The 25,636-nt window shown below is 40.2% G+C and carries 22 protein-coding genes and 1 CRISPR repeat array; of the genes, 5 read left to right on the forward strand and 17 right to left on the reverse strand.

Annotated features, from left to right (window positions below):
- Window positions 1–154 precede the first annotated feature (154 nt).
- The gene (gene pbpC, locus I8752_RS27225; RefSeq protein ID WP_214435346.1) at window positions 155–2,536 is read left to right on the forward strand and encodes a penicillin-binding protein 1C; all 2,382 of its coding nucleotides are present in this window, start codon (window positions 155–157) and stop codon (window positions 2,534–2,536) included.
- A gap of 87 nt (window positions 2,537–2,623) precedes the next feature.
- On the opposite strand, the gene trpC is transcribed toward pbpC, so the two are convergent.
- On the reverse strand, window positions 2,624–3,472 hold the full coding sequence (gene trpC / locus I8752_RS27230; protein ID WP_214435347.1) for an indole-3-glycerol phosphate synthase TrpC: 849 nt from the start codon (window positions 3,470–3,472) through the stop codon (window positions 2,624–2,626).
- Between the two features lie 334 nt (window positions 3,473–3,806).
- Window positions 3,807–4,091: a HetP family heterocyst commitment protein gene (locus I8752_RS27235; RefSeq protein ID WP_214435348.1), complete on the reverse strand. Its 285-nt coding sequence runs from the start codon at window positions 4,089–4,091 to the stop codon at window positions 3,807–3,809.
- Between the two features lie 2,130 nt (window positions 4,092–6,221).
- Between I8752_RS27235 and I8752_RS27240 the strand changes: the two genes are divergently transcribed.
- Window positions 6,222–7,394: a PAS domain-containing sensor histidine kinase gene (locus tag I8752_RS27240; protein WP_214435349.1), complete on the forward strand. Its 1,173-nt coding sequence runs from the start codon at window positions 6,222–6,224 to the stop codon at window positions 7,392–7,394.
- A 97-nt stretch (window positions 7,395–7,491) separates the two neighbouring features.
- The gene (locus I8752_RS27245) at window positions 7,492–8,442 is read left to right on the forward strand and encodes a response regulator transcription factor (RefSeq protein ID WP_214435350.1); all 951 of its coding nucleotides are present in this window, start codon (window positions 7,492–7,494) and stop codon (window positions 8,440–8,442) included.
- Window positions 8,443–8,471: 29 nt separating this feature from the next.
- Here the strand turns inward: I8752_RS27245 and I8752_RS27250 are convergent, their stop codons facing one another.
- The 6 genes from I8752_RS27250 to I8752_RS38855 form a co-directional block, all read right to left on the reverse strand.
- Window positions 8,472–8,801, reverse strand: a complete 330-nt coding sequence (locus I8752_RS27250; protein WP_214435351.1) for a DUF3082 domain-containing protein — start codon at window positions 8,799–8,801, stop codon at window positions 8,472–8,474.
- Window positions 8,802–8,943: 142 nt separating this feature from the next.
- Window positions 8,944–9,903: a 4-(cytidine 5'-diphospho)-2-C-methyl-D-erythritol kinase gene (ispE, locus tag I8752_RS27255; protein ID WP_214435352.1), complete on the reverse strand. Its 960-nt coding sequence runs from the start codon at window positions 9,901–9,903 to the stop codon at window positions 8,944–8,946.
- A gap of 29 nt (window positions 9,904–9,932) precedes the next feature.
- Complete coding sequence (gene rsmA, locus I8752_RS27260) at window positions 9,933–10,748, reverse strand: 16S rRNA (adenine(1518)-N(6)/adenine(1519)-N(6))-dimethyltransferase RsmA (RefSeq protein ID WP_214435353.1); 816 nt, start codon at window positions 10,746–10,748, stop codon at window positions 9,933–9,935.
- Between the two features lie 365 nt (window positions 10,749–11,113).
- Complete coding sequence (locus I8752_RS27265) at window positions 11,114–11,317, reverse strand: type II toxin-antitoxin system RelE family toxin (protein WP_214435354.1); 204 nt, start codon at window positions 11,315–11,317, stop codon at window positions 11,114–11,116.
- Window positions 11,314–11,583, reverse strand: coding sequence for a DUF6887 family protein (locus I8752_RS27270; RefSeq protein WP_214435368.1), 270 nt, complete (start codon window positions 11,581–11,583; stop codon window positions 11,314–11,316). The genes I8752_RS27265 and I8752_RS27270 overlap by 4 nt, the downstream gene beginning before the upstream one ends.
- Window positions 11,580–11,687 carry a DUF6888 family protein gene (locus tag I8752_RS38855; protein ID WP_404827124.1) on the reverse strand — a complete coding sequence of 36 codons (108 nt, stop codon included), beginning with the start codon at window positions 11,685–11,687 and terminating at the stop codon, window positions 11,580–11,582. The genes I8752_RS27270 and I8752_RS38855 overlap by 4 nt, the downstream gene beginning before the upstream one ends.
- Window positions 11,688–12,013: 326 nt before the next feature.
- Here I8752_RS38855 and I8752_RS27275 point away from each other — a divergent pair, with 326 nt between their 5' ends.
- The gene (locus tag I8752_RS27275) at window positions 12,014–13,915 is read left to right on the forward strand and encodes a bifunctional serine/threonine-protein kinase/formylglycine-generating enzyme family protein (protein ID WP_214435355.1); all 1,902 of its coding nucleotides are present in this window, start codon (window positions 12,014–12,016) and stop codon (window positions 13,913–13,915) included.
- Between the two features lie 493 nt (window positions 13,916–14,408).
- Here the strand turns inward: I8752_RS27275 and I8752_RS27280 are convergent, their stop codons facing one another.
- From I8752_RS27280 to I8752_RS27290, 3 genes are all read right to left on the reverse strand, one after another.
- The gene (locus I8752_RS27280) at window positions 14,409–15,035 is read right to left on the reverse strand and encodes a Uma2 family endonuclease (RefSeq protein WP_214435356.1); all 627 of its coding nucleotides are present in this window, start codon (window positions 15,033–15,035) and stop codon (window positions 14,409–14,411) included.
- 235 nt (window positions 15,036–15,270) lie between these two features.
- A complete protein-coding gene (locus I8752_RS27285) occupies window positions 15,271–17,904 on the reverse strand; it encodes a PAS domain-containing sensor histidine kinase (protein WP_214435357.1) in 2,634 nt (877 codons plus the stop codon).
- Window positions 17,905–18,048: 144 nt separating this feature from the next.
- A complete protein-coding gene (locus I8752_RS27290; protein WP_214435358.1) occupies window positions 18,049–19,530 on the reverse strand; it encodes an integrase in 1,482 nt (493 codons plus the stop codon).
- Between the two features lie 159 nt (window positions 19,531–19,689).
- Between I8752_RS27290 and I8752_RS27295 the strand changes: the two genes are divergently transcribed.
- The gene (locus tag I8752_RS27295; RefSeq protein WP_225895942.1) at window positions 19,690–20,310 is read left to right on the forward strand and encodes a GerMN domain-containing protein; all 621 of its coding nucleotides are present in this window, start codon (window positions 19,690–19,692) and stop codon (window positions 20,308–20,310) included.
- A gap of 315 nt (window positions 20,311–20,625) precedes the next feature.
- Here I8752_RS27295 and I8752_RS27300 read toward each other — a convergent pair whose 3' ends face one another.
- From I8752_RS27300 to I8752_RS27325, 6 genes are all read right to left on the reverse strand, one after another.
- Window positions 20,626–20,907, reverse strand: coding sequence for a CopG family transcriptional regulator (locus tag I8752_RS27300; RefSeq protein ID WP_214435360.1), 282 nt, complete (start codon window positions 20,905–20,907; stop codon window positions 20,626–20,628).
- A gap of 261 nt (window positions 20,908–21,168) precedes the next feature.
- Entirely contained in the window at window positions 21,169–21,759 is a 591-nt protein-coding gene (locus I8752_RS27305) for a ParA family protein (protein WP_214435361.1), read from the reverse strand.
- A 918-nt stretch (window positions 21,760–22,677) separates the two neighbouring features.
- Window positions 22,678–23,022: a hypothetical protein gene (locus I8752_RS27310; protein WP_214435362.1), complete on the reverse strand. Its 345-nt coding sequence runs from the start codon at window positions 23,020–23,022 to the stop codon at window positions 22,678–22,680.
- 200 nt (window positions 23,023–23,222) lie between these two features.
- Window positions 23,223–23,828 (reverse strand): Uma2 family endonuclease, encoded by a 606-nt coding sequence (locus I8752_RS27315; RefSeq protein ID WP_214435363.1) that lies wholly within the window; start codon window positions 23,826–23,828, stop codon window positions 23,223–23,225.
- Window positions 23,829–24,000: 172 nt separating this feature from the next.
- Window positions 24,001–24,249: a hypothetical protein gene (locus I8752_RS27320; RefSeq protein WP_214435364.1), complete on the reverse strand. Its 249-nt coding sequence runs from the start codon at window positions 24,247–24,249 to the stop codon at window positions 24,001–24,003.
- 235 nt (window positions 24,250–24,484) lie between these two features.
- A CRISPR array of direct repeats spans window positions 24,485–24,949; the repeat unit is 37 nt; unit sequence GTTTCAATCCCTCATAGGGAGTTAATGAAATTTCAAC.
- Window positions 24,950–25,083: 134 nt separating this feature from the next.
- On the reverse strand, window positions 25,084–25,636 hold a 553-nt coding region (locus tag I8752_RS27325), incomplete at its 5' end, for an HNH endonuclease (protein ID WP_214435365.1).

Here is a 25,636-nt window from a genome sequence, read left to right on the forward strand (position 1 = left end):
CGGTGCTAGACCGATAGGTTTTTGATGTGCGATCTGCGCTTTACTACACCTCAGCCACAATGTGAGTATTGTTAAGTGTTTGCAATGTTTCCTGATGCATCTATAATCACCGCGCCAAAATTAAAGTAAGTTTTTCTAGCCAAGGGATTCGCTGATGAAACCAACTTCGCGGTGGCTTATCAAAATGAAGCGTAAATTTTGGCATCAGTGCGATCGCAAAATTAGTAAAGTTATCTTGGCTATGCTGCTGATGTGTTTGGTGATGCGATCGCTTCCTTATTTTGCGCCGATTCGGGCCGCAGATATTACCCAAAATCAACTAGCTATGCAGTTTAGCGATCGCAATGGGCTACCATTAGGAACATTACTCACCCGCGACCAAGACCATACAGCAGTAGTCCCATTAAATCAAGTGTCTCCCCAATTTATCCATGCTATTTTAGCTGCTGAAGATGGTAGCTTTTATCAGCACGGGGCGTTGGATATGACAGCAGTTGTCCGCGCCATCAAAGAAGCTATTCACGCCAAAAGAATTGTTTCTGGTGCTTCCACAATTACTATGCAGTTGGCGCGGATGTTAGATCCTTCTTCCCGCACCTTCTTAGGTAAAGTACGCGAAATTTGGCTATCTTGGCGGTTAACGGCGGGGATGAACAAAGATGATATCCTTTCTGCATACATCAATCGGCTGCCAATGGGAGGAAATATATATGGTGTGGAAGCAGCAGCCCGTACTTATTTTTCCATCCCAGCTAGCGATTTGAATCTTGCCCAAGCTAGTCTTTTGGCAGCTATTCCCAATAATCCTACTTATTTCGACCCTTTGCAGCATTGGGCACGGTTGCAGCAACGACAAAGATACGTTCTCAATCGTATGGTACTAGATGGGTATATCACTCGCGCCACAGCAGAGCAAACCTACAGTGAAAAGGTTGTCTTTCAGTCTCGCCAACGGGGAATTATTGCCGCACCACATTTTTTATTTTGGCTATCGACTCAGCTACCGCCACAGCATTCATCTCCGATCCGCACTACTATCAATCGTCCTTTGCAGCAATTTGTAGAAGCACAAGTACAGCAGGTTCTTTCCTCCCTCGCGGCTAATAATGTCCATGATGCTGCGGCTTTAGCGATCGATAACCATACTGGGGAAGTTTTAGCTTATGTTGGTTCGCCTGATTACTTTAATGAATTTAAATTGGGGCGCAACGATGGAGTCCAAGCACTGCGTCAACCGGGATCTACCTTGAAGCCTTTTGTGTATGAGTTAGCTTTAGAAAAAGGTCTGATTCGTCCAAATACCATTCTGGCAGATGTACCCGCCCACTACGCCATTCCTGGTGCGAAACTCTACAGCCCGACAGATTACACCGAACGTTTTCTCGGCCCGGTGCGGGTGCGGGTGGCTTTGGCTAATTCTCTGAATGTGCCAGCTGTGCGAGTACTAGAAAAAGTAGGGGTGCAAACTTTTTTGGAACGTCTGCATCAGCTAGGATTTGCCCACCTCAATCGCAGTGCGGAATATTACGGTTTGGGGTTAACTCTCGGTAGTGGCGAAGTCAGTTTGTGGGAACTCGCTAGAGCTTACGTTACTTTAGCACGACAAGGACAAGCCACACCTTTAATCCCTTGTACAGACGAGATTAATCGCGTCTCTACTCCTCATTCCCCAATCTCTTGTACAGACGCGATGAATCGCGTCTCTACTTCTCATTCTCCACTCCCCAACCGGACAACATGGCAACTGATAACCAACATGCTGAGTGACAGTCATGCCCGTGCTACAGCTTTTGGTGTAGACTCGGTGTTAAGTTTGCCCTTTGCTACTGCTGTTAAAACTGGCACTTCCTCGAATTTCCGCGACACTTGGACTGTGGGTTTTACTAGCGATTACACAGTAGCTACTTGGGTAGGTAATTTCAATGGCGAACCGATGCGGCAGGTGTCTGGTGTTACTGGGGCCGCACCTTTATGGAACCGGATTATGTTACACCTGCACGAACATCAAGAACCAGCGGATTTTCTTCCTCCAGAGGGTTTGGTGCAATTACCGATATGTGCAATATCTGGTTTACGACCAACGCCAGATTGTACTTCTGTGGTGCAAGAATATTTCTCCCCGGCAGATAAAATTGCCTACGATACTCAAACCGATTTCAATTTGCCGCCAGAGTATGATGAGTGGTTGGCAAGACAGCAACAAACCTCGATCGCTACTAATAATTTCAGGATTTTATCTCCACACAATGGCGATATATTCTTGCTGTATCCTAGCGCCCAAACGCAGCAAAAATTGGAGTTGAAACTGGCGGGGACTAAATCAGCACCTGTAGAGTGGTGGCTGAACGGCCAAAAGCTAGATTCCCAGTCAGCTAATACTTTATTTTGGCATCTGCGTCCTGGTAACTGGACTTTAGAAGCGAGAAGTGGGGAAATGAGCGATAAGGTGAGTTTTCAAGTAGAGTTGGCTGGGATGAAAACCGCACGTCGAGGTTTTTCTATTGTTGATTCTAAAATAAGAAGCGATCGCCCTTAAATCCAGAAGCCAGTTATCGTAGAGACGCGATTAACCCTTGTCTGTACAATAGTCAGTTGTTATTCTTCTTACCTTCCCCCGTTCCCCTCAAACGGGCGGTTCCAGTTTGAGCAAACGACGCACGGCTTGTTCTATATCTTGTTCTTTAATTAAAGACTCTCCGATGAGAGCCGCATGTGTACCAGCTTCGGCTATTAGTGATAAATCAGCGTGGCTGTATAGTCCAGATTCACTGACTACAGTTACGCCTAAGTTTTGTAATTGCGATCGCCGCGCTGCCATGAGTCTTTGTGTTGTGCTGATATCAACTGTAAAATCTTCTAGGCTCTGATTGTTAATTCCTATTAAGCGGATGTCGTCTAGCTTGAGTGCTCGATCTAGTTCTGTCAAGTTATGAACTTCTACTAAAGCATTCATCCCCAAATAATGAATTACTCGTAACAAGTCTTGGAGTTCCCGATCTGTCAAAATTGCTGCCATAAGTAATACAGCATCTGCTCCTGCTGCCCTTGCTAAATAAATTTGGCAGGGGTCGATAATAAATTCTTTGCACAAAAGAGGTAATGATATTCTCTGCCGGATTGCACGTAGAGTTTCAAAACTGCCATGATAAAATGATGCCTCTGTGACGACAGATATACAAGCCGCGCCATTACGCTCGTAGACTTTTGCGATCGCTATTGGGTCAAAGTCCGATCTGATCGTCCCATAAATTGGCGATGCTCTCTGAATTTCTGCGATTAAACGCGGTCGAAAAGGATTTTGTTGCAAGGCGGTTAAGAAATCTCGCACGGTTGGGGCAGCAGTTAACTGGCGTTGCAAAGAAGCTAAAGACATCTGTTGATGCATATGTACTACTTCTTGCTTTTTGTGCCACACAATCTCTCTGAGAATGGGATGTAGACGGGTATTAACAGGAGTACGTGGATAAATCATAAGCTGCGACAAATCGGGAGATGGGGTGACTCAGAAAGATGAAGTCAGAAATCTTGTCCCTATTAGACTTAAGCACTGATACGAAAAATCAAAAGTAAAGTTTGGACGGTGTAGGCTAACAAAGCCCTTACCTCACCTAGCCCCAGTCTCAACAGACAATCTTTGTGCATCAGTCCTACCTCTTTTTAGGGAATGCCTCCGCTAAAGCTTCTTCATTCTTTCTGATAAAACTTGGTTAAAAACCTGCCCTAGAAGGGTTTGAATTGTTTGTTGTGAATATTTGGTTGGCAATCACCTCCAAAAATCGAGGTTGAGTTCAGATCGGTTTTTGCTTTTAGAGTCTGAGCCAATTTGATTTCATGTCAAAAACTTCTACTTTTTCGCGTTTACTCTCGGTGTCATTTAATTTTGAGCTTTCAACTAAGCAATTGTTTTTCAAGAGTCGAATGTAGGTACGGTAGGGTATGTAGTCTATGGGATTGTAACCAGAAAAACGTAAAATTAAAACACATGCCCAGGAATACTTACCGGCAATAATTGCTTTAACAATTTGTTCGATTTGTTCGGTGTTGATTTTTTTCGCTGTTTGTGTGTTGTAAGTGCTATCTGTTTGATGCATAGTATGCTCTCTTTTATTAAACTTGTAATCCTAAGGGTAAGAATTGATTGAGTTGGCAATTGATGTTTTCTTATTTACTTTAAAAATAGGCCAGAAGGCATAAAGTATAAGGATTTTCATTGATGTCTATCTTTAGTTCAGTCATGGCGGAAGATACACGAAGATTGCTAAGGGTAGTGTTAGAGATGAATCAGTAAAAAATGCTGATATGCAGTGAAACCCAAGAAGTATGGTAAGCGAACTCTGAAAGTAGGGGAGAATTTAGCTAGTTGGCATTTTTATCTGCCTAAAAAATCTAGTTAAACCAACCCCTACAGATGAACCGTGTTGCAGAAGCAGCTTCTGTTTTAAGCCTACTCAATATTCAGCAACAAATATACGATTTATTTTTTGATAGACTTATCTTTTTTTTAGCTCCTGCAATTTAGGAGTTCTTGTTAACAAGGATTTATGATGTTTTTATTTTTATCTAAACAAAGCAAATTATACCAAGTTCTATTCAGTCAAACAAAAAGGTCAAACTAAAGATTCTTTTTTTATTTTGTCTTTTTCATTTTCGAGCATAACTATATATTGTGTTGCGATACGGGTCTGAATCGAAGCAAATAAAATTTGATTTATTTATGGTAAGTATAGAAACCATGAAATAAGTAAACTTGTGTCTATGAAAACAATACTAATGCCAAATATTAGCTAAAATACGATTTTTTATCTTTTACGAGCTAAGTTAAATAGTTTCTATCTTTCGATAGTTGATAATTATACACTCTTACTAGTAAACTACTAATTTTGTAGCAAATAATACTAGTACCTTAAATAATAAATCTGTTTGCAGTTTTTAAAACTGAGTAATACTTGCTGAGAAAGATTTCTAAAAACGAGCTACAGTATTATATCTAGAAATATAAATAAGTTTCAAGTTAAAAGCCTTACACAGTAAATAATCTTTGTGCACAAGCCGGAAATCAAAATACTATATTAGCAAGCTTTTAGAAAGTTAAAATCAAGCTGTTATAAATTAGCAGTCATAGTTTTGCTATGTAATATTTTTGCTGTAACTTGATTTGTGTTTTTGAATACATGTACTTTTAACACTATCTATTTCTTTTGATAGATACTGAGTCTAGAAGAAATATGTAATTTTATGAAAATGTATAGCTTGCGAAAGATGATCTGATATATTTTTCTATTAATATTTACCTCTGTGGTTAGATATCAAATAAAGCAAAAAAAATCATAAAATTCAAATGAATAAAAACTTTACTATTTGTTTAAAATGAAGTTTAATCATATAAAAATCTTTAAATTTAATGTAGATACGTTCGTGCTATTGTAAATAATAAATGCAGTACTTTATTATCTTTTTCTCTGTTGTAATTACTTGTGTTATGTAAAAATTCGCAATTTATCTAAGTGCTTTATTGCAGATGTCCTGTTACATAAACTAAGAATATATAGTAAGTATGGTTAAGCTCGAAGTAATTTTATTTTAAAACTACTTCTTTAATTAAAATTGAAAAATATATAATTTAAACTTAACTAGTATACTAAATTAAAGAATATATTTAAATCACATATATCAATTATTTAAAGTCAAGCTATAAATATAAATTTGATAGGTATTAGCTGTTTATTAAAAGCAGATTAAACTTTTGATAAAAATAACTATTCAGATATTAGCCAATGTCCAAAGATTGGCTAATTATTGTTTGTGTTTTTAATCCCCAATAAAAAATATTGTATTTTTATGTGAACAAGTTTAAAATATCTGTTTTGTGTTGGTAAAATCATATTTATAATAATAATATAAGTCTTAAATTTTTCTTATGTAAATTATTTACCTTTATTCAGGAAATAAATAGCCAATCAGAATTTGTGAAGGTTCTGATTATTTAGTTAATGAAGTCCAAGAAGGGAATAGGGAAAATTATGGTGGCTATTATTTTAGTTAAATTGAAATTTAAATTGTTGCTACACCTAGAAGTCAAGCTGTAGACATTGCCTCTTCTCTAGGAGCGAATGCCCAGTTTCTCTACGTTTGGTCAAAATAAATGGTGAAAACTGAGAATCAACCACTATTTGTGTAGAACATTAGGACAAAAAATTTGGCTGTATGTGAGAAGAGTGAAGATGCAAAAGTTGATTGATGAATTAGAGAATGCTGAAAAGCATTTGCAACAGGAAGTTTCTGAACTGAAGAAGAAAACAGCAGAGTTAGAAACATCCCTGTCTCTACTTCGTTCTACGCTCGAATCTACTGCCCATGGGATTGTTGCAGTAAATCTTGAGGGAGATGTTATGAATATAAATCAAAAATTTCTGGATATGTGGCAGATTCCAGATTCGCTTACATTATCTCAAAATTCTCCTCAAGCTAGCCTATTTTTCGAGAACCAATTAAAAAACCCAAATTCTTTTCGCCCATTTGTGGGGGAAGTTTCCAGTCAACCTGATTTTGAGGGCTATAACATTTTGGAATTGAAGGATGGAAGAATTTTTGCCCAATATTCTCAGCCGCAATGGTTGGGTGCCAGAATTATTGGTAGAGTGTGGAGCATTTGGGACATCAGCGATTACAAACAGGTAGAATCGAAACTTCGTCAGACGTTACAACAAGTACAACAACTTAGAGAACAAAGAGCAAACTTTATTTCTCAGGTTTGTCATCAATTTCGCACGCCGTTGAATGTTGTTTCATTTTCTAATAGCTTACTCAAGAAACATATTGACGAATGGACAAAGGAGAAAACACAACCATTACTAGATCACATTCAAACAGCTGTTGAAAAGCTGAGTCAGATGCTGAATGATGTTCTATTGTTTGCCAATGCAGAAGTTGCAAAGCCAAACTTTGAGACCGAACCGCTTGATTTGGTGCGGTTGTGCAATGAGTTAATCACACAAATACAGAAAAGTAGCGCTCACCACATCAATTTTGTGAGCGAAGGTAGTTGCGGTAGCGTTTGTATCGATGAAAAACTGCTGGAACCTATTCTGAAGAACTTACTGGATAATGCATTTAAGTATTCTGCAAGTGATAGTCTAGTTGATTTACGACTTGCTTGTGAATCTGGGAAAGTAATTTTCCAGGTTACAGATAGGGGTGTTGGTATTGCAGTCGCAGAGCGACAACGAATATTTGAACCTTTTTATCGAGGTAAAAATATCAAGAATATTCCCGGTACTGGATTAGGGTTATCTCTTGTTAAAACTCTTGTGGATTTATATGGCGGTGAAATTACGGTGGAAAGTGAAGTTGACGTAGGCACTACGTTTACTGTAATGCTGCCGTCGGTAAAGTAAAATTTCAATTTTGTGTGTTTAAATTCTATGATTTTTTCAAAGAGTACTCAGTAGAGAGTTTAGTAATCATTCCTTGCCACAATTTCTAGTAATAAAAATGATGCATGAATCGACAACAATTCTCGTAATAGAAGATGATGCCTTTACCCGCGATGTCTTCTTAAAGGGTCTTGAAGCTGAAGGTTTTAACACAATAAGTGCTGAAAACGGTCTTGCTGGTATCGAAGAAGCACGAAAGCATTTACCCAATCTAGTAATTTGCGATATTGCAATGCCGGATATGGATGGTTACGGAGTTTTGAATGCTCTGCGCCAAAATCCTTTCACTGCGGTTATTCCCTTCATTTTTCTTACTGGGAGTAATACTCAAGCATCTGTTCGCAAAGGTATGGAGTTGGGGGCCGACGATTATTTGATCAAACCTTCTACAGTAGACGAATTGCTGAAAGCGATCGCTATCCGATTAGAAAAGCAAGCTATTCTCAGGTCTTGGTATGCTACTAATAGTGAAATCTCAGAATCCTTACCAATCAACACCACTTCATCGCTAAGCTCTGAGTTCTTTTTTCCATCAATTCCGCAATTCAAAGAAGTTTTCGACTACATTGAAGCGAACTACCATCAAGGGATTACTTTGGCTGATGTGGCTGTTGCAGTTGGTTATTCCCCAGCTTACTTAACCAGTAGGGTGGCAAAACAAACTGGAGAAACTGTCAACGGCTGGATTGTTAAGCGTCGCATGGCAGCAGCACGTCCTTTACTTAAAGAAACCGATCGGACAATCGAGCAGATTGCCATAGCGTTGGGCTATCAAAATGCATGTCATTTCTCCCGCCAGTTTCGTCAATATCACGGGCAACCTCCAAAAATTTGGAGAAAACAAAATCAACCTCAACTATATCCAGTTTCCAGAAACGCAAATTTGCAAAGAACCAACACTCATCCGGCGATGAGAAACTATGTACCTTATAGTACTGAGTTGCAAGTTTTGGAAATTCCCAGCAGGAAGGATACAAGCCAGCGTTCTGAATTGTCGCGCACTAAATAAGAAAGTAAGAACTAGTTAAAACTGAGCGCTCAGTTTTGACTGCTTTTGGGCTTTGTCAGTTGCTGCACTAATACTTGCACTGCCAAAGCCAATAAACCAATCGCCACTATACCAAATATTCCACTTCCCAAGGCAACTACGCCTACAACCAAGGTACGAACGGCAGAGGTAATTTTCACTACTAATAGATTATCTGAGTGGATGGGTTTGCTGGCAAAATTTGTGGCGATTTTAATCATCAGCGAATAAAGTGCAAATCCTAGTCCTCCGGAAATCACTGCTCCAGTTAGACAGCGTAACACAGTCATCGGAACCGACGCTTGAGCTTCTACTTGTGGTGTTATATTTGGGTCACTCATATTATTTTTGTCAGTTGTCAGTTGTCAGTTGTCAGAAGGCAGGAGGCAGAAGTCGCAAGTCGCAAGTTATTCTCCCTCACTCCCTCATCTCCCTCATCTCCCCCTGCTCTCCTGCTTTCTTGTCAGCGCGTCTCCCAAGTTCCTAGTCCTTACCTGACGATACTATCTGAATTCCATGTGTAGTCATCCGAGTCACAAACAATTCTAAATCTTCGTCAGGAATTGTTTCTCTCACTTTTAGTTTCACTGCTTGCGCTTGTTGTTCGGATTCAATAAGGGCAAAGACTGTGGGGCCAGAACCAGACATCATTGTTCCCAACACACTTTCTTGAGTTGCAAAGACTTCTCGTAGTTGCAAGACTTGGGGATAAGCTGGCAAGACTACACGCTCTAAATCGTTGTGCAGTTTTTGAGCAATTTCTGCTGTGTTTTTCTCAAAGATAGCTTTGACTATTCCTCCTGAATGGACGGCAGCTGCACGCGCTGCTAAATTAGCGGTGTCTCTAACATAAGAATCACTAAACTGCTGCCGATAGGTTTTATATGCCCAAGCGGTAGAAACTTCTAAGCTGCGATATTTTGCCAATACTATATATATGTTATCTAAATTCGGTAGAGGAGAAAGTTGCTCGCCTCTTCCTGTGGCGATTACTGTTCCACCTGCCACACAAAACGGCACATCTGAACCAAGATTTGCTCCTAGTTCCTCTAATTCTGACTGAGTTAGTCCCAGATTCCACAGTAAATCTATCCCTACCAAGACGGCTGCGGCATTTGTCGAACCTCCAGCCAAGCCAGCGGCTACGGGAATGTGCTTGTTGATGGTAATTTCTACACCTCCGTATTTACTAAAGGCTTCAGGAAATTGTGTTGCCATTAGTTCTGCTGCTTGGTATGCCAGATTCCTTTCATCTGTAGGTACTTCTGGGCGATCGCAGCGAACTCGGATGCTGTCATTGCCGATAGAATGTAATTCAATTCGGTCGGCAAGGTCAATACTTTGGAGTATCATGGCTAACTCATGATAACCGTCAGGGCGATCGCCGATAATTTCTAAATACAAGTTAATTTTGGCGGGGGCAGTTAAGGTGTAGGAACGCATAACAGTTATCGGTTATCAGTTATCAGTCATCAGTTTACTGTTAACTGATTTGCTAGTGTTACCCATTGGTCGATGCTGAGGTCTTCGGCACGGGCTTGGGGATTTATTTTTAATTGTTCCAGTAAGTGGGTCAGGCGATCGCGTTCGACGACTGGCTGTAAATTATTTCGTAACATTTTGCGTTTGGCACTAAATCCCAATTTTACTAGATTCTCTAATTGTCTGGGGTTGATTGCTGGTGTTTCTATTTGTCTTGGACGCAACCGCACGACTGCTGAATCTACTTTTGGTGGTGGATGAAATGCACCTGCTGGAACTGTACAAATTAATTCACAATCAGCTAAATATTGTACTCGCACGCTTAATGCTCCGAAAGCTTTCGACCCTGGTTTAGCATACAATCTTTCTGCTACTTCTTTCTGCACTAAGAGCACTATTGAATCAAATGGTTCTGGATTAGGATTGGCGATTGTGCCCAGTAGTTTTTCTATGATTGGCCCTGTGATGTTGTAGGGGATATTAGCTACTACTTTATTTTGCTTTTGAAAATTAGAAAATGCTACTAGATGAGATGGTAAATCTAAGGTGAGAAAGTCGCCTTGTAGGAGTAAAAAATTTTCATTTTTACCTGGTTGTTTTACTAGTAGTTCGCACAAATCGCGGTCTATTTCAACTGCGGTTAGAGATTGTACTAAAGGTAATAAACGACGAGTGAGGATGCCGGTTCCTGGGCCAATTTCCAGGATGCGATCGCTTGCTTGGCATTCGGCTGCCTTCACAATTGCGTCGAGTGCCTTTTCACTTTTGAGCCAATGCTGAGCAAATATCTTGCGCGGTCGTACCATTTATTTTCCTTACTTTATCTGAGTTTCAGCGTTTCTCCGAAAATCCATTTCTTACTTTTTTCTTACTTTTACTACTCATATTTTTAGGATTTTTGCCTAGTAAATTATTGACTTTTAATAGTTTTTATGATATCGATTTTCTTGCCAGCGGGTCGATAAACCTGTAAATCAAAAACAGGGCGTGATACCAAGTACTGCTTTGCAGTCAGCAAAGTTTTGGTTAAATCTGCAAAAAATTGGTAACTAAACACTGTCTTTAAACAAGAATAATATCTAGATTTATGTAATTACAATATTTTGAATTCCGAATTCCGAATTTAATAATCTTTATGGCGAGCAACTTTGGTTACTGTTATTAGCGAAACTTATTTCTGAATTCGATAAACAAGACGATAATTATTGAGAGTAAGCACATATAAATTCTTCCCAGCTTCTATATTTCTTGCTTCTTCTAAAAGCGGGTTTAATGTTAATTTTTCTAATTTCATAACGAGTTGCTGCTGCACTTCCGGATTGAGTTTTTCAATTTGCCGTGCAGCTGTAGATACAAGTTGTAATTGATAGCTCACTGTCCTAATTCCTTTTTCAGGTCTTCTAGAGATATAGTATTGACTTGTGCTGCTTCCTCTAATGCTACATCAGCATCTCGGATATCTACTCGATCGCGCTTTTCTTCAATTAACTGATGCAACTGTTCCATTGAGGTAATCTCAATTCCTGGTTCCTCTATCAGCTTACTGGTTAAAGCATAAAAAGCCTCTTGGTCATCTCGGTGTGACAGTACATAGGCTCTTAATTCTTGCTTAGTCATCGCTTGAAAATTTGGTTTATTCATAAGTACCTCACGCTATTGTTTGGTAAGATTTCTAATTGAATTTCGTCTCCAGCCATTATATAAACACGGTTGGTTGTCTCATCTATTCTCAGAGCAGTACATATTGGTTAATTGATAGCAGACCCGAAAAAGTTCTTTTGACTGGTCTGCTGTTTGCTCTTGCATAACTCTGATTTGACACTACTACCACCTTACGGAGAATTGAAGCGATCGCTCATAATTTGATTGTAGACATCAATATATATTTGCATGACAGACACTTTGACACCAGTTACTATCCTACAGGTTCTCTGTTCGCGTTAGCGGCGACCTTAGCAGAAGGAGTACAAGTCAGGAAACTCTCTTATTCTGTATGTAAAAAAATTACTTGCCCTACCAGCAGTAAATTTGGCACAATAAACCCAAATCCCCCACTGCCAAGTCAAAAACCATGCCTACGACTGGTACAGTCCTCCGCAATCGCTATAAAATCATCAAAATCTTAGGAAGTGGCGGATTTGGCGACACCTACCTCGCAGAAGACTTAGACTTACCCAACCATCCCAAGTGTGTAGTCAAACATCTCAAACCCAACTCCAACCCAACAGTATTACAAATCGTTAGAAGATTATTTGATAGCGAAGCCCAAGTTTTATATCGCTTAAGCAATGATAGCGACCAGATACCGCGACTATTTGCCCACTTTGAAGAACAAAGCGAATTTTATTTAGTCCAAGAATTTATAGATGGCAAAGACTTAGGCCATGAAATTAGTTCTGGTAAGCGATTAACCGAAAAAGAAGTCACTAAACTACTACAAGAAATTTTGGAAGTCTTAGCAGTAGTTCACAAAAAGAATATCATCCACCGCGATATTAAAACCCAGAACATCATGCGTCGCCGTCAAGATAGCAAAATAGTGCTGATTGATTTTGGCGCAGTCAAAGAAGTTAACACGCTGATGGTGAACGCTCAAGGACAAACTAGTGTTAGCGTTACCATTGGTACGGCTGGTTATATGCCCAGCGAACAAGCAGCCGGACAACCCAAATTATGCAGCGATGTTTACGCGGTGGGAATGTTGGGAATTTATGCCTTGACAGGTTTACAACCCCACGAACTACCAAAAGACCCCACCAACGGCGAAATAATTTGGCGCAATTGGGCAAATGTCAGCGAGAAGTTGGCACAGGTGCTGAGTAAGATGGTGAGTTATCACTTTCGAGATAGATACCCTTCAGCAGTGGAGGCGTTGCAAGCACTGACACCACCACAGAAACAAGCACCACGACCAGCACCAACGCCAACGTCGACACCAAATTTCCCAAGACGGCGGGTAATTCAAACTGTGGCGTTGATAGCGGCTGGATTTGGTTTGGCTATTGTGGGAGAACGTTTCTTATTTCGCCCTGATACGAGAGGAGGTACTATAGATGACACTACAACTACAATACCACCAGAAACAGAAACCCAGTCTTCACCTTCAAAAAGTTCAACTTCTTCACAACAATTACAAACCTTTCAATTTGAAACGGTGACGGTGAATGCACAGGGAAGTATCACCAACCGCCGTAACCATCAAGCAAATTACCTTGTTGAAGACTTGGGAAATAGTGTCACCTTGGAAATGGTGCAGATACCAGGAGGAACTTTTACAATGGGTTCACCAGCTGTGGAGGAGAAACGAAACTCAGATGAAGGGCCACAACATCAAGTAAAAGTTCCTGGGTTCTTCATGGGTAAATATGAAGTCACCCAGGCACAGTACCAAGCAATTATGGGTAATAATCCCTCTGGTTTCAAGGGGGAGAAACGACCTGTAGAAAATGTGAGTTGGAATGATGCTGTAGAATTCTGTAAACGCTTAAGCCAGAAAACAGGACGCACCTATCGACTACCCAGCGAAGCAGAATGGGAATATGCTTGTCGTGCTAGGACGACTACGCCGTTTTATTTTGGTGAAACTATTACTACTGATTTAGCAAACTATCGAGGAACAGATTATCCTGTAGTAGGTACAAGCTACTTAGGTAATTACGGTAAGGGGCCAAAAGGTCAATATCGTGGGGAGACAACTCCTGTAGGCAATTTTCCCCCCAACGCCTTTGGACTATACGATATGCATGGCAATGTTCATGAGTGGTGTCAAGATTACTGGCATGAGAATTACAATAGCGCACCCATAGATGGCAACGCATGGCTTAATGATAGTGATATTCAAGCTCGTCGAGTGCTGCGTGGTGGTTATTGGCAGGACATCCCAGTCTTCTGTCGCAGTGCAGACCGTTTCACGCACGAAGCCGATGTCAATAATCTCGGCATCGGTTTTCGCGTCGTTTTAGTTTCCGCGTGAGCGCTCCCAAAAGTCAGAACTGATAGATGGGCATTTATCGGGCGTACATTAGGGAGTCCAGACCTGTTCCAGCGAGTAAAGCGACAACCTCCAAATATCAAATTGAGTCGTGTAGCTTGATAGGTTGCAAAGCCGAACAGTTATTCGACTTAAGCAAAGTTGTTCTCACCTCACTTCAATCACAACTATTCAAGCAGTTGTAGCAAATACAAGTTCATTTATAAGTAATGTTTAAGTCATTGTATAAAATGTATAAGTAGTTATAGCAATTGTGGAAGTATTTATAACAAATGCGAGTTTATTTATAAGTAATGCTTAAGTCATTGTATGAAATGTATAAGCAGTTATAGCAATTGTGAAAGCGTTTATAACAAACACAAGTTCATTTATGGACTTAGAAGAGACATTGCGATAATAGATTGAGATCGATAATGTTTTGAACTGAAGGTAAGGTGATTATGGCGATCGCACCAGACAATGATGTTAGGTTTCACTACGTTCCACGCAAAAAGTTCCTTAACCACCTAATCGCCTCACTTGTTGTTTGCTCGTTGGCAATTTGCAGGCATTGCTGCACAATTTCTCTGACGTTAGGAAAATAGCTACTTTCTGTAATTACGTAATTTTCACCCTGTAACCTATAAACGAATAGCTGCTTATTCTTGAGAAGCCAAACCTCTGGCACTTTATAAGGGAGATAGTCATTAATATCGGTGTAACTAGTAACATCTACCTCAATTACTAAATCGGGTGGAGGATCGTTTTGCCAGTCGATACGGCTCTTACCTACTACGGCTCTCCAGTTTTCAATATAAAAGCAAAAGTCAGGCTCAATGCCGCTGACTTCTGGTAAGCTCATGGTGATGGGTGTAAATGAATCGTATCTTTGCTCTAAACAATCCAGCAAAACCTTAGCAATATCTGCCAACAAGCTTGCATCTCTGCCATGCTCTGGTAGTGGTGCCATTAGGAAAATCTCTCCAGGTCGATATTTAATGCGAGGTAAGGTGCGATCGCCTAGTTGCTGACTCAGTACTTGATAGTCTTGCCAAGATCCCAACATCCTGACAACTGTGCCAGGTTGCAACTCGATTTTTTCGGGTGTAATTACAGTATGCATATTCATTTACCTTGAGAAACTTCGACTACACCAAAACTGTTGGCTATAAAGTAACTGGGTTTTTACTCAGCACTTTGCTATAAACACAATATCTTGTACGCTTGGATAAGTGCGATCGCAAATCTGAGGAACAAAACCCAAATTCAACACATTTTAATTGTGACATGAAGCCTAGAGACAAATAGATTACTAGGATTTGTTTTAAACTTGCAAATAGTTTGGGAATAACTTGATATTATTGGCAAGTTTTTTGTTGATTGATAGGAATTTCAATTACAAATTCTGCTCCTTGTCCGGGTGTGGAGTGACAAGTTAATTTTCCACAATGTTTGTCTACCACAATTTGGTAACTGATAGATAACCCCAGTCCCGTACCTTTACCCACCTCTTTAGTAGTAAAGAAAGGATCAAAGAGTTTTGAGAATATTTCTTGAGGAATACCCATACCATTATCTGATATCCGGATTGCTATTCGTTGATTATTGATAAGTTCAGTACGAATATGAATTGTGGGATTGTCAGTTATTTTTCTATTAACTACTGATTCGTCCAAAGCATCAATAGCATTACTGAGAAGATTCATAAACACTTGGTTTAGTTGCCCAGCATAGCACTCTATAAGAGGAAGTTTGCCATATTCTTTAATCACTGTAATTTCTGGATGATTTGGTTTGGCTTTGAGGCGATTGTGTAGAATCATTAGAGTACTATCAATACCTTCATGAATATCTACTTGTTTGAATTCAGCTTCATCAAGGCGAGAGAAATTCCTTAGCGATAGAACAATTTCCCGAATGCGCTGGGTTCCTACGCGCATAGACTGGAGGAGTTTCATTAAGTCTTCTTTAAGAAAATCAAGTTCGATCGCAGCAATTTCTGCTTGAATTTCTGCTGGAGGATAAGGAAAGTGTAGTTGATAAAGTCCTAGTAGTTTCAACAAATCTTGGGCGTATTCACTGGCAGGAATCAGATTACCATGAATGAAGTTAATCGGGTTGTTAATTTCATGAGCAACACCTGCAACCATATTACCGAGCGAAGACATTTTCTCACTTTGGATTAGTTGAGTTTGAGTGCGTTGTAGTTCAGTTAAAGTATTTTCTAAGTCTTCCGTTTGTTGTTGCAAACGCAATTCTGCTTGTTTGCGTTCGGTCATATCAGTTGACACACCAAGAATTTGCTTAACCTTGCCATCATGAGTGCGGCTGAATGGTGTCTCCCTAGTATAAAGCCAGCACCATTCACCATTACCTCGCCTGATGCGATATTCATACTCACAAATTTCGCCATCTTTAGCAGCAAGCAATCTTTGCAACTGAGTTGCTATTTTCTCCTGCTCCTCTGGATGAGTAATAGTCGGAATCAGTTTGTCTCCCATCTGTTGAATTTCTTCAATAGAATAGCCAAGAAGAGTAATAATTTCTTGATTGGCGTAAACATTGCGCTGTTCTTCTAGGTCGAAAATATAGAGAATATTAGGAGAAGAATCGGCGATGCGTTGAATGAAATGCTGACTTTCTTGGAGTGCTTGCTCTGCCTTTTTGCGGGCTGTAATATTCAATTTTGCTCCCACCAGTTGATAAATTCGACCTTCGCTATTTTTCAAAGGATTAATTGTAGTCAAACACCAAGTTTCTTCACCATCAAAAGTCAGATGTTCCTCATAATTCACCCTAGTACCAGCTTCTACACAGCTTTTGTATCGCTGACGTACTAATGCACCATTAATAGGGCCATGTAAATCTTCTGGAGTTTTACCTACAATTTGGGCATGATTGATTCCGATGATTTTTTCTGCTGATGAGTTGCAACCGGCAAAGCGAAAGTCCCCATTTTCTAAAACATCGACCACAAATACTAAGTGTGGAATACCATCATAAATAGTGCGGAGGAATTGCTCTTGTTCTTGAAATTGTTGTTGTGCTATTTCGCGATCGCGCTTTGCAGCTTGTTGTTCGGTAATATCAGATATGTAACCATACCAAAGAATTTTGCCTTTTGGTTGAGGCTCTGGCCGAGAAACTGTTTTCACTAATTTCTGTTCGCCAAAGGGAGTTGTAATTCGCCACTCATATTCAAAGTTTTGTAGAGTTTGGGCAGAAACAGCAATAGCTTGTTGAATATTTGGGATATCTTCCGGGTGAATATGGGCAAATACTACAGATGCATCTTCTGTTATCTGTTTCGGTTCTAGTCCTAAAACATTTCGACATCCAGAAGAAGCATAAGCAAAGGACATTGTACCATCAGGCTGAAGATGAAATTCATAAAGCATCCCTGGCACATTATCTGCCAGTCGCTTCAACCGTGCTTCACTCTGACGCAGCGCTGCTGTGCGTTCCTCAACTCTCGCTTCTAACTCCTCATTCAGTTGCTTGAGTTCTGCTTCTGTCTGTTTGCGATCGGTAATTTCTTCTGTAAATATAATGATGCCGCCTACTTCACCAGAGTCTTCGTACCAAGGATGTATCTCCCACTTCACCCAATTGATTGTTCCGTCTGCACAAGGGAAGACATCTTCTTCACATTTCTCAACAGATCCTGCCAAACAACGTTGATGGATTTTCCGCAAATATTCTGGAATCTCTGGGAAAACTTCATAACAAGAGCGACCAATAATTTCCTCATCAACTAAGCCGTAATTTTCTCTCCAGCGGCGACTCGCCAGTAAATAGCACATCTGTCGGTCAAAGATAGCGATCGCAGCAGGCGTGTATTCTATGAATAAAGCCATCTGCTTTTGGCTAAATTTTGGAGTGCTAGAGGACTTAACCTGCTCCAAACGAGCTATTACCTGACGCAGTTCTATTAGCTCTTGTTGAAGAGATTCATACGTATTTTTATCTACAGTAATCAGATTAGGAGCCATACTTCGGGCATTTACTAGCTAAAGTGTCTGAAGTTGAGTTCAGTATTTATCTTGCCCAATCTTAAACCTACCAAATCAATATTTTATGATAAATTCCGTATAAAGCCTTAAATTCATGAGTTTTTAAACAATTCAGGAATCTTTTTATTCGCTTGATTGACTCAAAAATTCACCTAATTGATGTTTAATTAATAGTCCTTTGAGCGTTGCATTTTCAGCTTTTAGTGTTATATTATCAGCCTCTAATTCCCTAATTCTTTCTTTCAAGGCTTCCTTGGTTGTACCTTGTCTGTGAATCACCACTTCTTTATAAATTTCTAAGTTAGTATCTTCATTCATCCATCTTTGATAAGTTTTAGTATGTTCTTGTACCGTGTGTCCCATGTAATCAGCCATTGTCTTAATTGGCACTCTCAAACGATGACCGCGCAGTGCATAAGCATGACGCAAATCATAAGGTCTAAAGCCTATTTCAGAAGTTCTAAATTTGATATGAAGTTTCGCCGTTTTATTATTCAACGTTCCTTCGTTATAAGGTAATCTAATATTCTTTAAATCAAATAATTCCACCCAATGAGGATGTAATGGCGGAATCCCACAACTCCTTTCACCAGTTTTAGTCCCTTCTGTAAGAATAGGATTTAAAGTCACTAAATGAAAGGTATTTAATGTATCTGTAAATGCTGCAATATCGACAGCGAATAACTCATGAGGTCTTAACCCATAAGTTGCTAACATTCCATAAGCCCATTGCCATTGTTCCGGTTGTGTCAGATTCTCCTTACTAGCGTATGCTGATAAGGGCATTCCCATTTTCAGAAATCCTTGGATAATTTCTTCATCTGAGGGAATCTTTCGGATGGTAGGATGAGGCTTGGGAGTTGTATAAGCATAAATTGTCTTAAAATCATCAATTCCACAAAACTCACAAAACTTTTTCAACTGCCATACTAAAAAAAACCTCCCCGATGTATTAGCTTTAGTTTTTTCTAATGCTATTGCCAGCGATTGTGCAGATAAAGGTACATCTTGAGGAAGTTTTTTCAGATGCCTCAGATAATGAGTTTCCCAAGTCCGGATTCCTTGCCGATTCTTTTCGTGAGTTTTCCAAAACTCTCGCTCGTATTCTTGAATCAATTCACTAATAATTTTAGCAGGTAGCTCTTTATCTAACATGCCTAAATTTTGTGCATGTTTACCGAGTAAATCTGATGTCCACTGGAATTGTTTTGTCATTAACAAAAAGTCCAGTTCCCGCGCTTTCAATACAGCCATTTTTACCCCAGCATCATTAGCTACAAAACCGCATGAAATGGTGTACTGTTTATTAGGACTGCCATGTTTTCCTATATCACCAGGTCTGCAAGGAAATGTTCCCTGTAAAGCTATAGTTTTAGGACTAGTCAGCTTCAGTTTGACTTTGATTCTATCTAAACTTAATGCCGAATTAGCTTGAGCAATAGCGTGTTTTATCCTCAGATATTCACGCTCCATCTTAGTATTTTCATCTGATGCAGGCTGTTTGGGTTTCCACTGTTTCCATTTAGCTGGTTCCCATTGGTCAATTGGTATACCATCCCATACTGATTTACGGATATCGTCAGTGCTAGCTTTGCTGCTCGGCATAGGCTTGTTCTAAATTAGTTTTAAGTAACTTAACTTTAAGGCTGACAGCGCTTTTCCATCAATTAATTTTTCCTACTCCCTTAATTTGTATAATTCGCTAAGTTATGCGGAATTTATACCACCAACACTGAAGTTAATAGCATAATTATGAGCAAGATTATGAATAGTAGCAAAAGATATCTTTTACCATTTATTGTTATTGCGATCGCAGCCAGCCTGGGCAGTTGTAGTTCTAACCCTACCCCTCGTAATATAGCTAGCGTTTCGCCCACACCCACCATTACACCGATTACACCATCGCCAATCCTAAGTTCAAGTCCAAGTCCAACCCCAACTCCTAGCAAGGCTCCAATCAGAACTAGCTTGAGTAACGTTGAGCCAGTAGCCACCACACCCGCCACGCCTGCTGCAACTACTCAAGCCGCCGCCAGCAAAACAGTCAACGTTACCCTATATGCAAGTGATGCCCAATGTCAAGAACTGATTCCTCAAAAAGTTTCAGTACCTGCTGAAGAACCTGTAAAAGGTGCAGTAGACAAGATTATAAAGCAGCAAGAGACAGGCGATTTTGGCTTTACTGGTTATCGCGTCAATGTGAAAAATGGCGTGGCAACAGTTGATTTGCGACTATCTCCGCAATCAAAGCGGCAATTAACTTCTCTTTCGAGTTGCGAACAGTTTGCTTTATTTGGAAGCCTCCGCAAAACTTTAACAAGTAACGCTCAATGGAATATTAAAGAAGTTCGCTTCACCGAACGAGGTCAAGAAATTGTGCTTTAATATCATGTCCATCTAAATAGTTACGATAAGATTGACGCAAAGATGGTGAGACGCGGTGAGGAAGTTGGAGTCTTGGCAGTGAGGCAGTGCGAGAGAGGGGTCTCCCCAAGTAGAGGAACGGCCGTTAGCAAGAGCGAAGCGCGAGGCACGAGCGTCACCTGTAAGGGTTTGGGTCGAGTCCAAACTTCCTCTCCCGTTGGGGGACAAGGGAGATATTTTTGAATGAATTTTAAGAGCGTCCCCCGTCTCCGTGTCCCCGCGTCGGCTTATCTTAGCGCCATTCCCCGCAAAATTAATGCGATAGATCCCTAGAAACTAACCATTTCCATCTTGACCCGCACTTTTAATTAAAAGCCACTGCTCAACCAACTCCGCCACAATATCGCTCATCTGTCGCTCCTGTGAAACTGCGGCTGCCTTAAGTTGTCGATGCAGTTGCTTAGGCAGATAGATAGTGGTACGCGTATAAGCTGGATCGGTGCTTTTACTTTGTAAAGTAGTTCGCTCTTCAGCTAGCTGGGGCTTATCTCTTTGTTGGCGACTGCGAGCCGCATCAATCAGCTCGTCAAAACGGCTAGTTTTTTTCTTGTTATTCAAAGTAATACCAAATTGATTAAATGTATGTTTCACAAGGAGAGTAAAGCACAAGAAATAGCCTATATAAAGACTTATTCAAGTGTGTCTTAATTGCGAATTAGAAATTACCCTTCGGGTGACGCTCGTAGCTCGCGCTTCGCTGCGAAGATCGGCAGTTTGCCAGACGCTCGTTCGCTTAGCGTCTCCCCTTGGGAGAAGACTCGCTAACGCTGCGCTAACGACGCAAAGCGCCAAGACGGCAACTGCCTCACGAATTACGAATTAGTATAGTATTTCCTTTCCTACCTCCGCGTAGCATCGCCATGCAATTTGGGCGTAAGGGTCTTTGACAGTACTTACTGGCACACCTTCTAAAGCAGCTCGTTGGAATACAGCAAGCCGTCGAATTCCAGATTTAAACACAGGTAGTCCTGCTTGTTCTAGAGCAGTTCTAGCATCTTCTCCTGCCTTATTCGGATTTGGCGGGATGATAGTTAATAAAATTCGATAATTTGTCTTTAATTGTTTAAGTAAATCAACCATTTTCAGTGTTGCAGCTAAAGCAACAGCATCTGGGGTAGTCGGAATAACCAACAAATCGCAGCCTTTGGCAATAGTTTTTAACTCATCTAAATCTGGTCTGGCTGGCGTATCAATTACTACATGTTCGTAAAGATTTACTAAATTTACTCCCTGTGTTTCATCAGCCACTTTAAATGGCAAACAACCTCGGTTTGACCAATCCAAAGCACTGCGGTTTAAGTCGCCATCTATTAACAAAGTGTCAGCTTTCGTCTGAAGGTATGTAGCTAAGTGCAATGCTGTCGTAGACTTAGCAACACCGCCTTTGAATGCCGCTACAGCAATCATCATTTTGGATTTCAACGCAAATAATCCCAAGATTCTACCGCATATTTAAACATTTGGATGTTTAGTTATATTTTGCATTTAAACATCTAAAAATTTAGATGTTTTGCATAAAATATATTTGTATATGTATTATATGTATATAAAATTTTTACCTAAAAACTAAAATAAGTAAGATGAGTTATATATGTTAAATAAGCACATTTACAATACTTAGATTTAGCTCATATTCTCCAAGGTGATTTTTCAGCCATAAGCGATATTTGCGATCGCCTACACTTACGCACATTTCAAAGAAACGGGAAAAATGTCTTACAGCAGTTTTCAATTGAGCCAAAATAAAAGTTGAGAACTTACTTGCTTTGCAGCAATTAGTAGATGAACAACCGGATGCCATACTGGGAGAATTGTGTGAGGGCTATTGCATTCGGAGTGGAATTACTGTCAGCGTAGCGACGATGCACGATTGAAATTGACGACTAAAAAAAACTCTGTATGCCAGTGAGCAAGATAGCCCGCGAGTCAAACAGATGCGCTTTGAGTATAGGGATTGGGTTTTGGGCATTGATCCTCACAATATGAAAACCGCTGTAAACTCTTAGCGGTTCGTCGTAGACATCCCTCGTGGTGGTTAATTTTGTGTATATAAGCTGCGATCGCGTCACCATGTGATATCTGCGGTTGCTTCTACTCTATTGGCGGTGGGTAGAGTTTAACTTGGTCTGATGGCAGAGTGATGACATTAAAAGCCTTCCAGTTGGTTGTAACGTACTTGAATTTACCAATACCAAAGTCTTTATTAAGTAGAACGGTGCAAATAAACCGAAGTATGTAACGAAAAGTAAAGTTACCTAAAACCCTCTTTCCTTCTGCCTTCTGCCCTCTGCCTCCTGCCTTGTCATAACGACAATTTTTAACATCGACCTACTTAGTAGTCCAGTTATTCCACTGTGCAGTTAAATTGAACCAGTAATCGCCCCCCATACTCAGAATATAACGAGCTTTAGAGCGATCGTCAGGTTTGTTAAAATCATCCACCACAAGTCGAGCTTGAACTGTGGTAAACATCCCCATTACATCAATCGGATTAATAGATGCTCGACCAGGCGGCCAAAAGTGGAAGTTGTAACCATTACCTGTTTTGACGGAGATACTCTCGTTAGTTGCATGGGCACAAAATGCTACTGCTTCGCTTTCTTGGTTGTCATCTATGGTGCGGTCATAGCCATCTTGAAAGCAAACGATATTATCATACTTTGCGATCGCCACAAATTGCCTTCGCTATCAAGATTTTTCGGTTAAGCCCAAAAACAGGTAGATTGCATCCGTGAGAGGTTAAGTAATATAGCTGGGGACTGGGTGAAAAGTCTTTTTGTGTCTAGGTTCGATCGTCTGTTGATGTCCTAACACTACTGGCGACGGCTATATTTTGCACCTAACAGGATAAACGCTGAATACCTTCAAAATCATTAAATAGGCATAATCTCGTCGAGCTTCATCTGTAAATTTGGCAATAAATGAGATGAAATAGTATCTCCTAAGCGATATTGTTGCTGTTGGTACACTCCATTAACTAACTGACATACAGTGAAAGTTGGTTGTTTGGGATTGCCAATAAATTGCAACCCGCCTAATCCCTGAAAGTCTACAATCCAATATTCTGGAATGTTAAGAAAAGCGTATTCTTCCACTTTTCTTGCATAATCATCCTGCCAATTTGTACTCACAACTTCAGCAAAGAGTTTGATGGTACTACCGTTACAAATTATCGGTTCTTTTTGCCAAAATGGTTCTTGACTTAGTTGTATTTTATCTAAGACAATTACATCAGGACGCAACGCTGTGGCTTCAGCATATGGTGGTTTGATTAAGCAATTTTTTGGTACTAGCCAGTTGAAATTAGAATTAAAAATCTCGACATAGATTCTACCAGCAATACTACCTGCAACAGCTTCATGAGGGCCTGTAGGTTCCATGTCTCTTAACTCTCCATCAATTAGTTCGTAACGTGTATCGTCACCATATTGAGTTATGAATTCCTCAAAGCTTAGTACTTTGGGTGGAGTGTATGTCATATTATTGGAACTAAAGGTAGTCTCATTCTAGCTAAGTGGTAGAAGCAGGCAACAGACATATTCGCTGTTGAAGTTGCTTAAAGTTAAAATACTCAAAATGCTTCTGGCTAATTGTTCCGGAAGCATTTTGATTGGATATGCGAGTTTGCGATCGCCTATGAAACTTCAGAGACTATTTATTCAAGTCCACATCACTTTTGTAGGTCATTGGTCTAGGTAAAGCTTTCTTTTTAGGAGCAGAGGATTTATTCGGTGGTTGTGGCGCACGGCATTGCTCGCAGTACAGTGGTCTTGGGCCATAAGTCTCGCGTTGAGTCGGGCGATCGCACTCTTTACAGACGAAGTTGAATACGCGAGTATGAATCTGCCGCTGATGTGCTCTGACGGTGTACTCTTTGACGTTGATTACCTTACTTGGCATTGTTTATTGCATATAGGGTTGAGCGAATGTGAGTTTACTCACCAACTTGAATCTTAGCTTTTATCATAAGAGTTTCAAATACCAACGGTACAACTAATCACATAGTTCATGAGACTACAAAAAATAGTATCAATGGCTACGCCAAAATGACCCTAAGTATGAACTGACGCTCAATTTGTGGTCACATGCTTGACTTTCAACTTGATTAAATCCATTCGGGGCAACCTGGGTTAAAGTTTCAATCCCTCATAGGGAGTTAATGAAATTTCAACTTTAATAGCAAAAAGCATATCTCCGAAAAAGAGAGTTTCAATCCCTCATAGGGAGTTAATGAAATTTCAACTCCCCAATGATACAGATAAATCCTAACGGTGTTGTTTCAATCCCTCATAGGGAGTTAATGAAATTTCAACCAAGAGCGATTTAACTGGTATTGGGCAATTACTATTAGTTTCAATCCCTCATAGGGAGTTAATGAAATTTCAACACTCCTCCTGTTGGGTTGTCTTTGATCGACCCTAAAGTTTCAATCCCTCATAGGGAGTTAATGAAATTTCAACCAGCCCAAAACAAATCACAGCCATCTTTTCTAGTTTCAATCCCTCATAGGGAGTTAATGAAATTTCAACAAAACGGTGACAATAGTAACGCTAAAAGAAACCAGTTTCAATCCCTCATAGGGAGTTAATGAAATTTCAACATCTAGCAGATAAAGGGTACTCCCACTTGCTAGATCCAGGTTTACTGGGTAGGGCAGGGATATTGCTATCCCTTTCCCCCCGACAAACCGGACAAGCAAGTTCACCCTGCATCCGGCTTTAGCAAATCCTAGAGCTACCAAGGACTCAATTCATTCTCAATTTCAGAAAGGTGATTCTGTGCATGAGAATGTATTTGTTGATGACAGTAATAATGCACTAGTTCTAAATTAGCGTAACTTTCGTTACCCCCATCACAAAAAGGTATTTTATGGTGTTTTTGTATGGGTTCATCATTGAATAATGATTCTCCACATACTGGACAGATAAAACCCTGTTTTTGGGCAAGCTTTTGATAACTAGGAATTAGACTTTTGAATTTAATATTCTGCCGATTTTCCCAATAGGCTGTTAGCTGTGGGTCATCGGGAGAATAAGCACCCTTAACCATTGGATGCCGTCTAATCTTAAACCAATTAAATTTCAACAAATGTTTTCCTGTGCGCTTGTCACCAAACACCCAGTAATCACTTCTGTCTAAGTTTAACCTGCCCCAATAGCGGTGATAACGCTGCTGTTGATTGAACTTGGGGTGCATTCTTTTGGCGTACCTTTTCTCCCTCACAAACATCCATCTATCTAAGCAAGAGAATATTTGTGAGGAAACTACTGTCCGGTAATAATTGGCG

Source organism: Dendronalium phyllosphericum CENA369 (assembly GCF_016056275.1).
GTDB classification, from domain to species: domain Bacteria; phylum Cyanobacteriota; class Cyanobacteriia; order Cyanobacteriales; family Nostocaceae; genus Dendronalium; species Dendronalium phyllosphericum.

Excerpts from the sequence above, each read along its gene's own strand:
- I8752_RS27290 (WP_214435358.1), bottom strand. The coding sequence starts at position 19,530 with ATGCCGAGCAGCAAAGCTAGCACTGACGATATCCGTAAATCAGTATGG.
- rsmA (WP_214435353.1), bottom strand. The coding sequence starts at position 10,748 with ATGGTACGACCGCGCAAGATATTTGCTCAGCATTGGCTCAAAAGTGAA.
- I8752_RS27305 (WP_214435361.1), bottom strand. The coding sequence starts at position 21,759 with ATGATGATTGCTGTAGCGGCATTCAAAGGCGGTGTTGCTAAGTCTACG.
- I8752_RS27320 (WP_214435364.1), bottom strand. The coding sequence starts at position 24,249 with ATGCCAAGTAAGGTAATCAACGTCAAAGAGTACACCGTCAGAGCACAT.
- I8752_RS27240 (WP_214435349.1), top strand. The coding sequence starts at position 6,222 with ATGCAAAAGTTGATTGATGAATTAGAGAATGCTGAAAAGCATTTGCAA.
- I8752_RS27280 (WP_214435356.1), bottom strand. The coding sequence starts at position 15,035 with ATGCATACTGTAATTACACCCGAAAAAATCGAGTTGCAACCTGGCACA.
- I8752_RS27295 (WP_225895942.1), top strand. The coding sequence starts at position 19,690 with ATGAATAGTAGCAAAAGATATCTTTTACCATTTATTGTTATTGCGATC.
- pbpC (WP_214435346.1), top strand. The coding sequence starts at position 155 with ATGAAACCAACTTCGCGGTGGCTTATCAAAATGAAGCGTAAATTTTGG.
- I8752_RS27245 (WP_214435350.1), top strand. The coding sequence starts at position 7,492 with ATGATGCATGAATCGACAACAATTCTCGTAATAGAAGATGATGCCTTT.
- I8752_RS27275 (WP_214435355.1), top strand. The coding sequence starts at position 12,014 with ATGCCTACGACTGGTACAGTCCTCCGCAATCGCTATAAAATCATCAAA.
- I8752_RS27315 (WP_214435363.1), bottom strand. The coding sequence starts at position 23,828 with ATGACATACACTCCACCCAAAGTACTAAGCTTTGAGGAATTCATAACT.
- I8752_RS27235 (WP_214435348.1), bottom strand. The coding sequence starts at position 4,091 with ATGCATCAAACAGATAGCACTTACAACACACAAACAGCGAAAAAAATC.
- trpC (WP_214435347.1), bottom strand. The coding sequence starts at position 3,472 with ATGATTTATCCACGTACTCCTGTTAATACCCGTCTACATCCCATTCTC.
- I8752_RS27285 (WP_214435357.1), bottom strand. The coding sequence starts at position 17,904 with ATGGCTCCTAATCTGATTACTGTAGATAAAAATACGTATGAATCTCTT.
- I8752_RS27250 (WP_214435351.1), bottom strand. The coding sequence starts at position 8,801 with ATGAGTGACCCAAATATAACACCACAAGTAGAAGCTCAAGCGTCGGTT.
- ispE (WP_214435352.1), bottom strand. The coding sequence starts at position 9,903 with ATGCGTTCCTACACCTTAACTGCCCCCGCCAAAATTAACTTGTATTTA.
- I8752_RS27270 (WP_214435368.1), bottom strand. The coding sequence starts at position 11,583 with ATGAATAAACCAAATTTTCAAGCGATGACTAAGCAAGAATTAAGAGCC.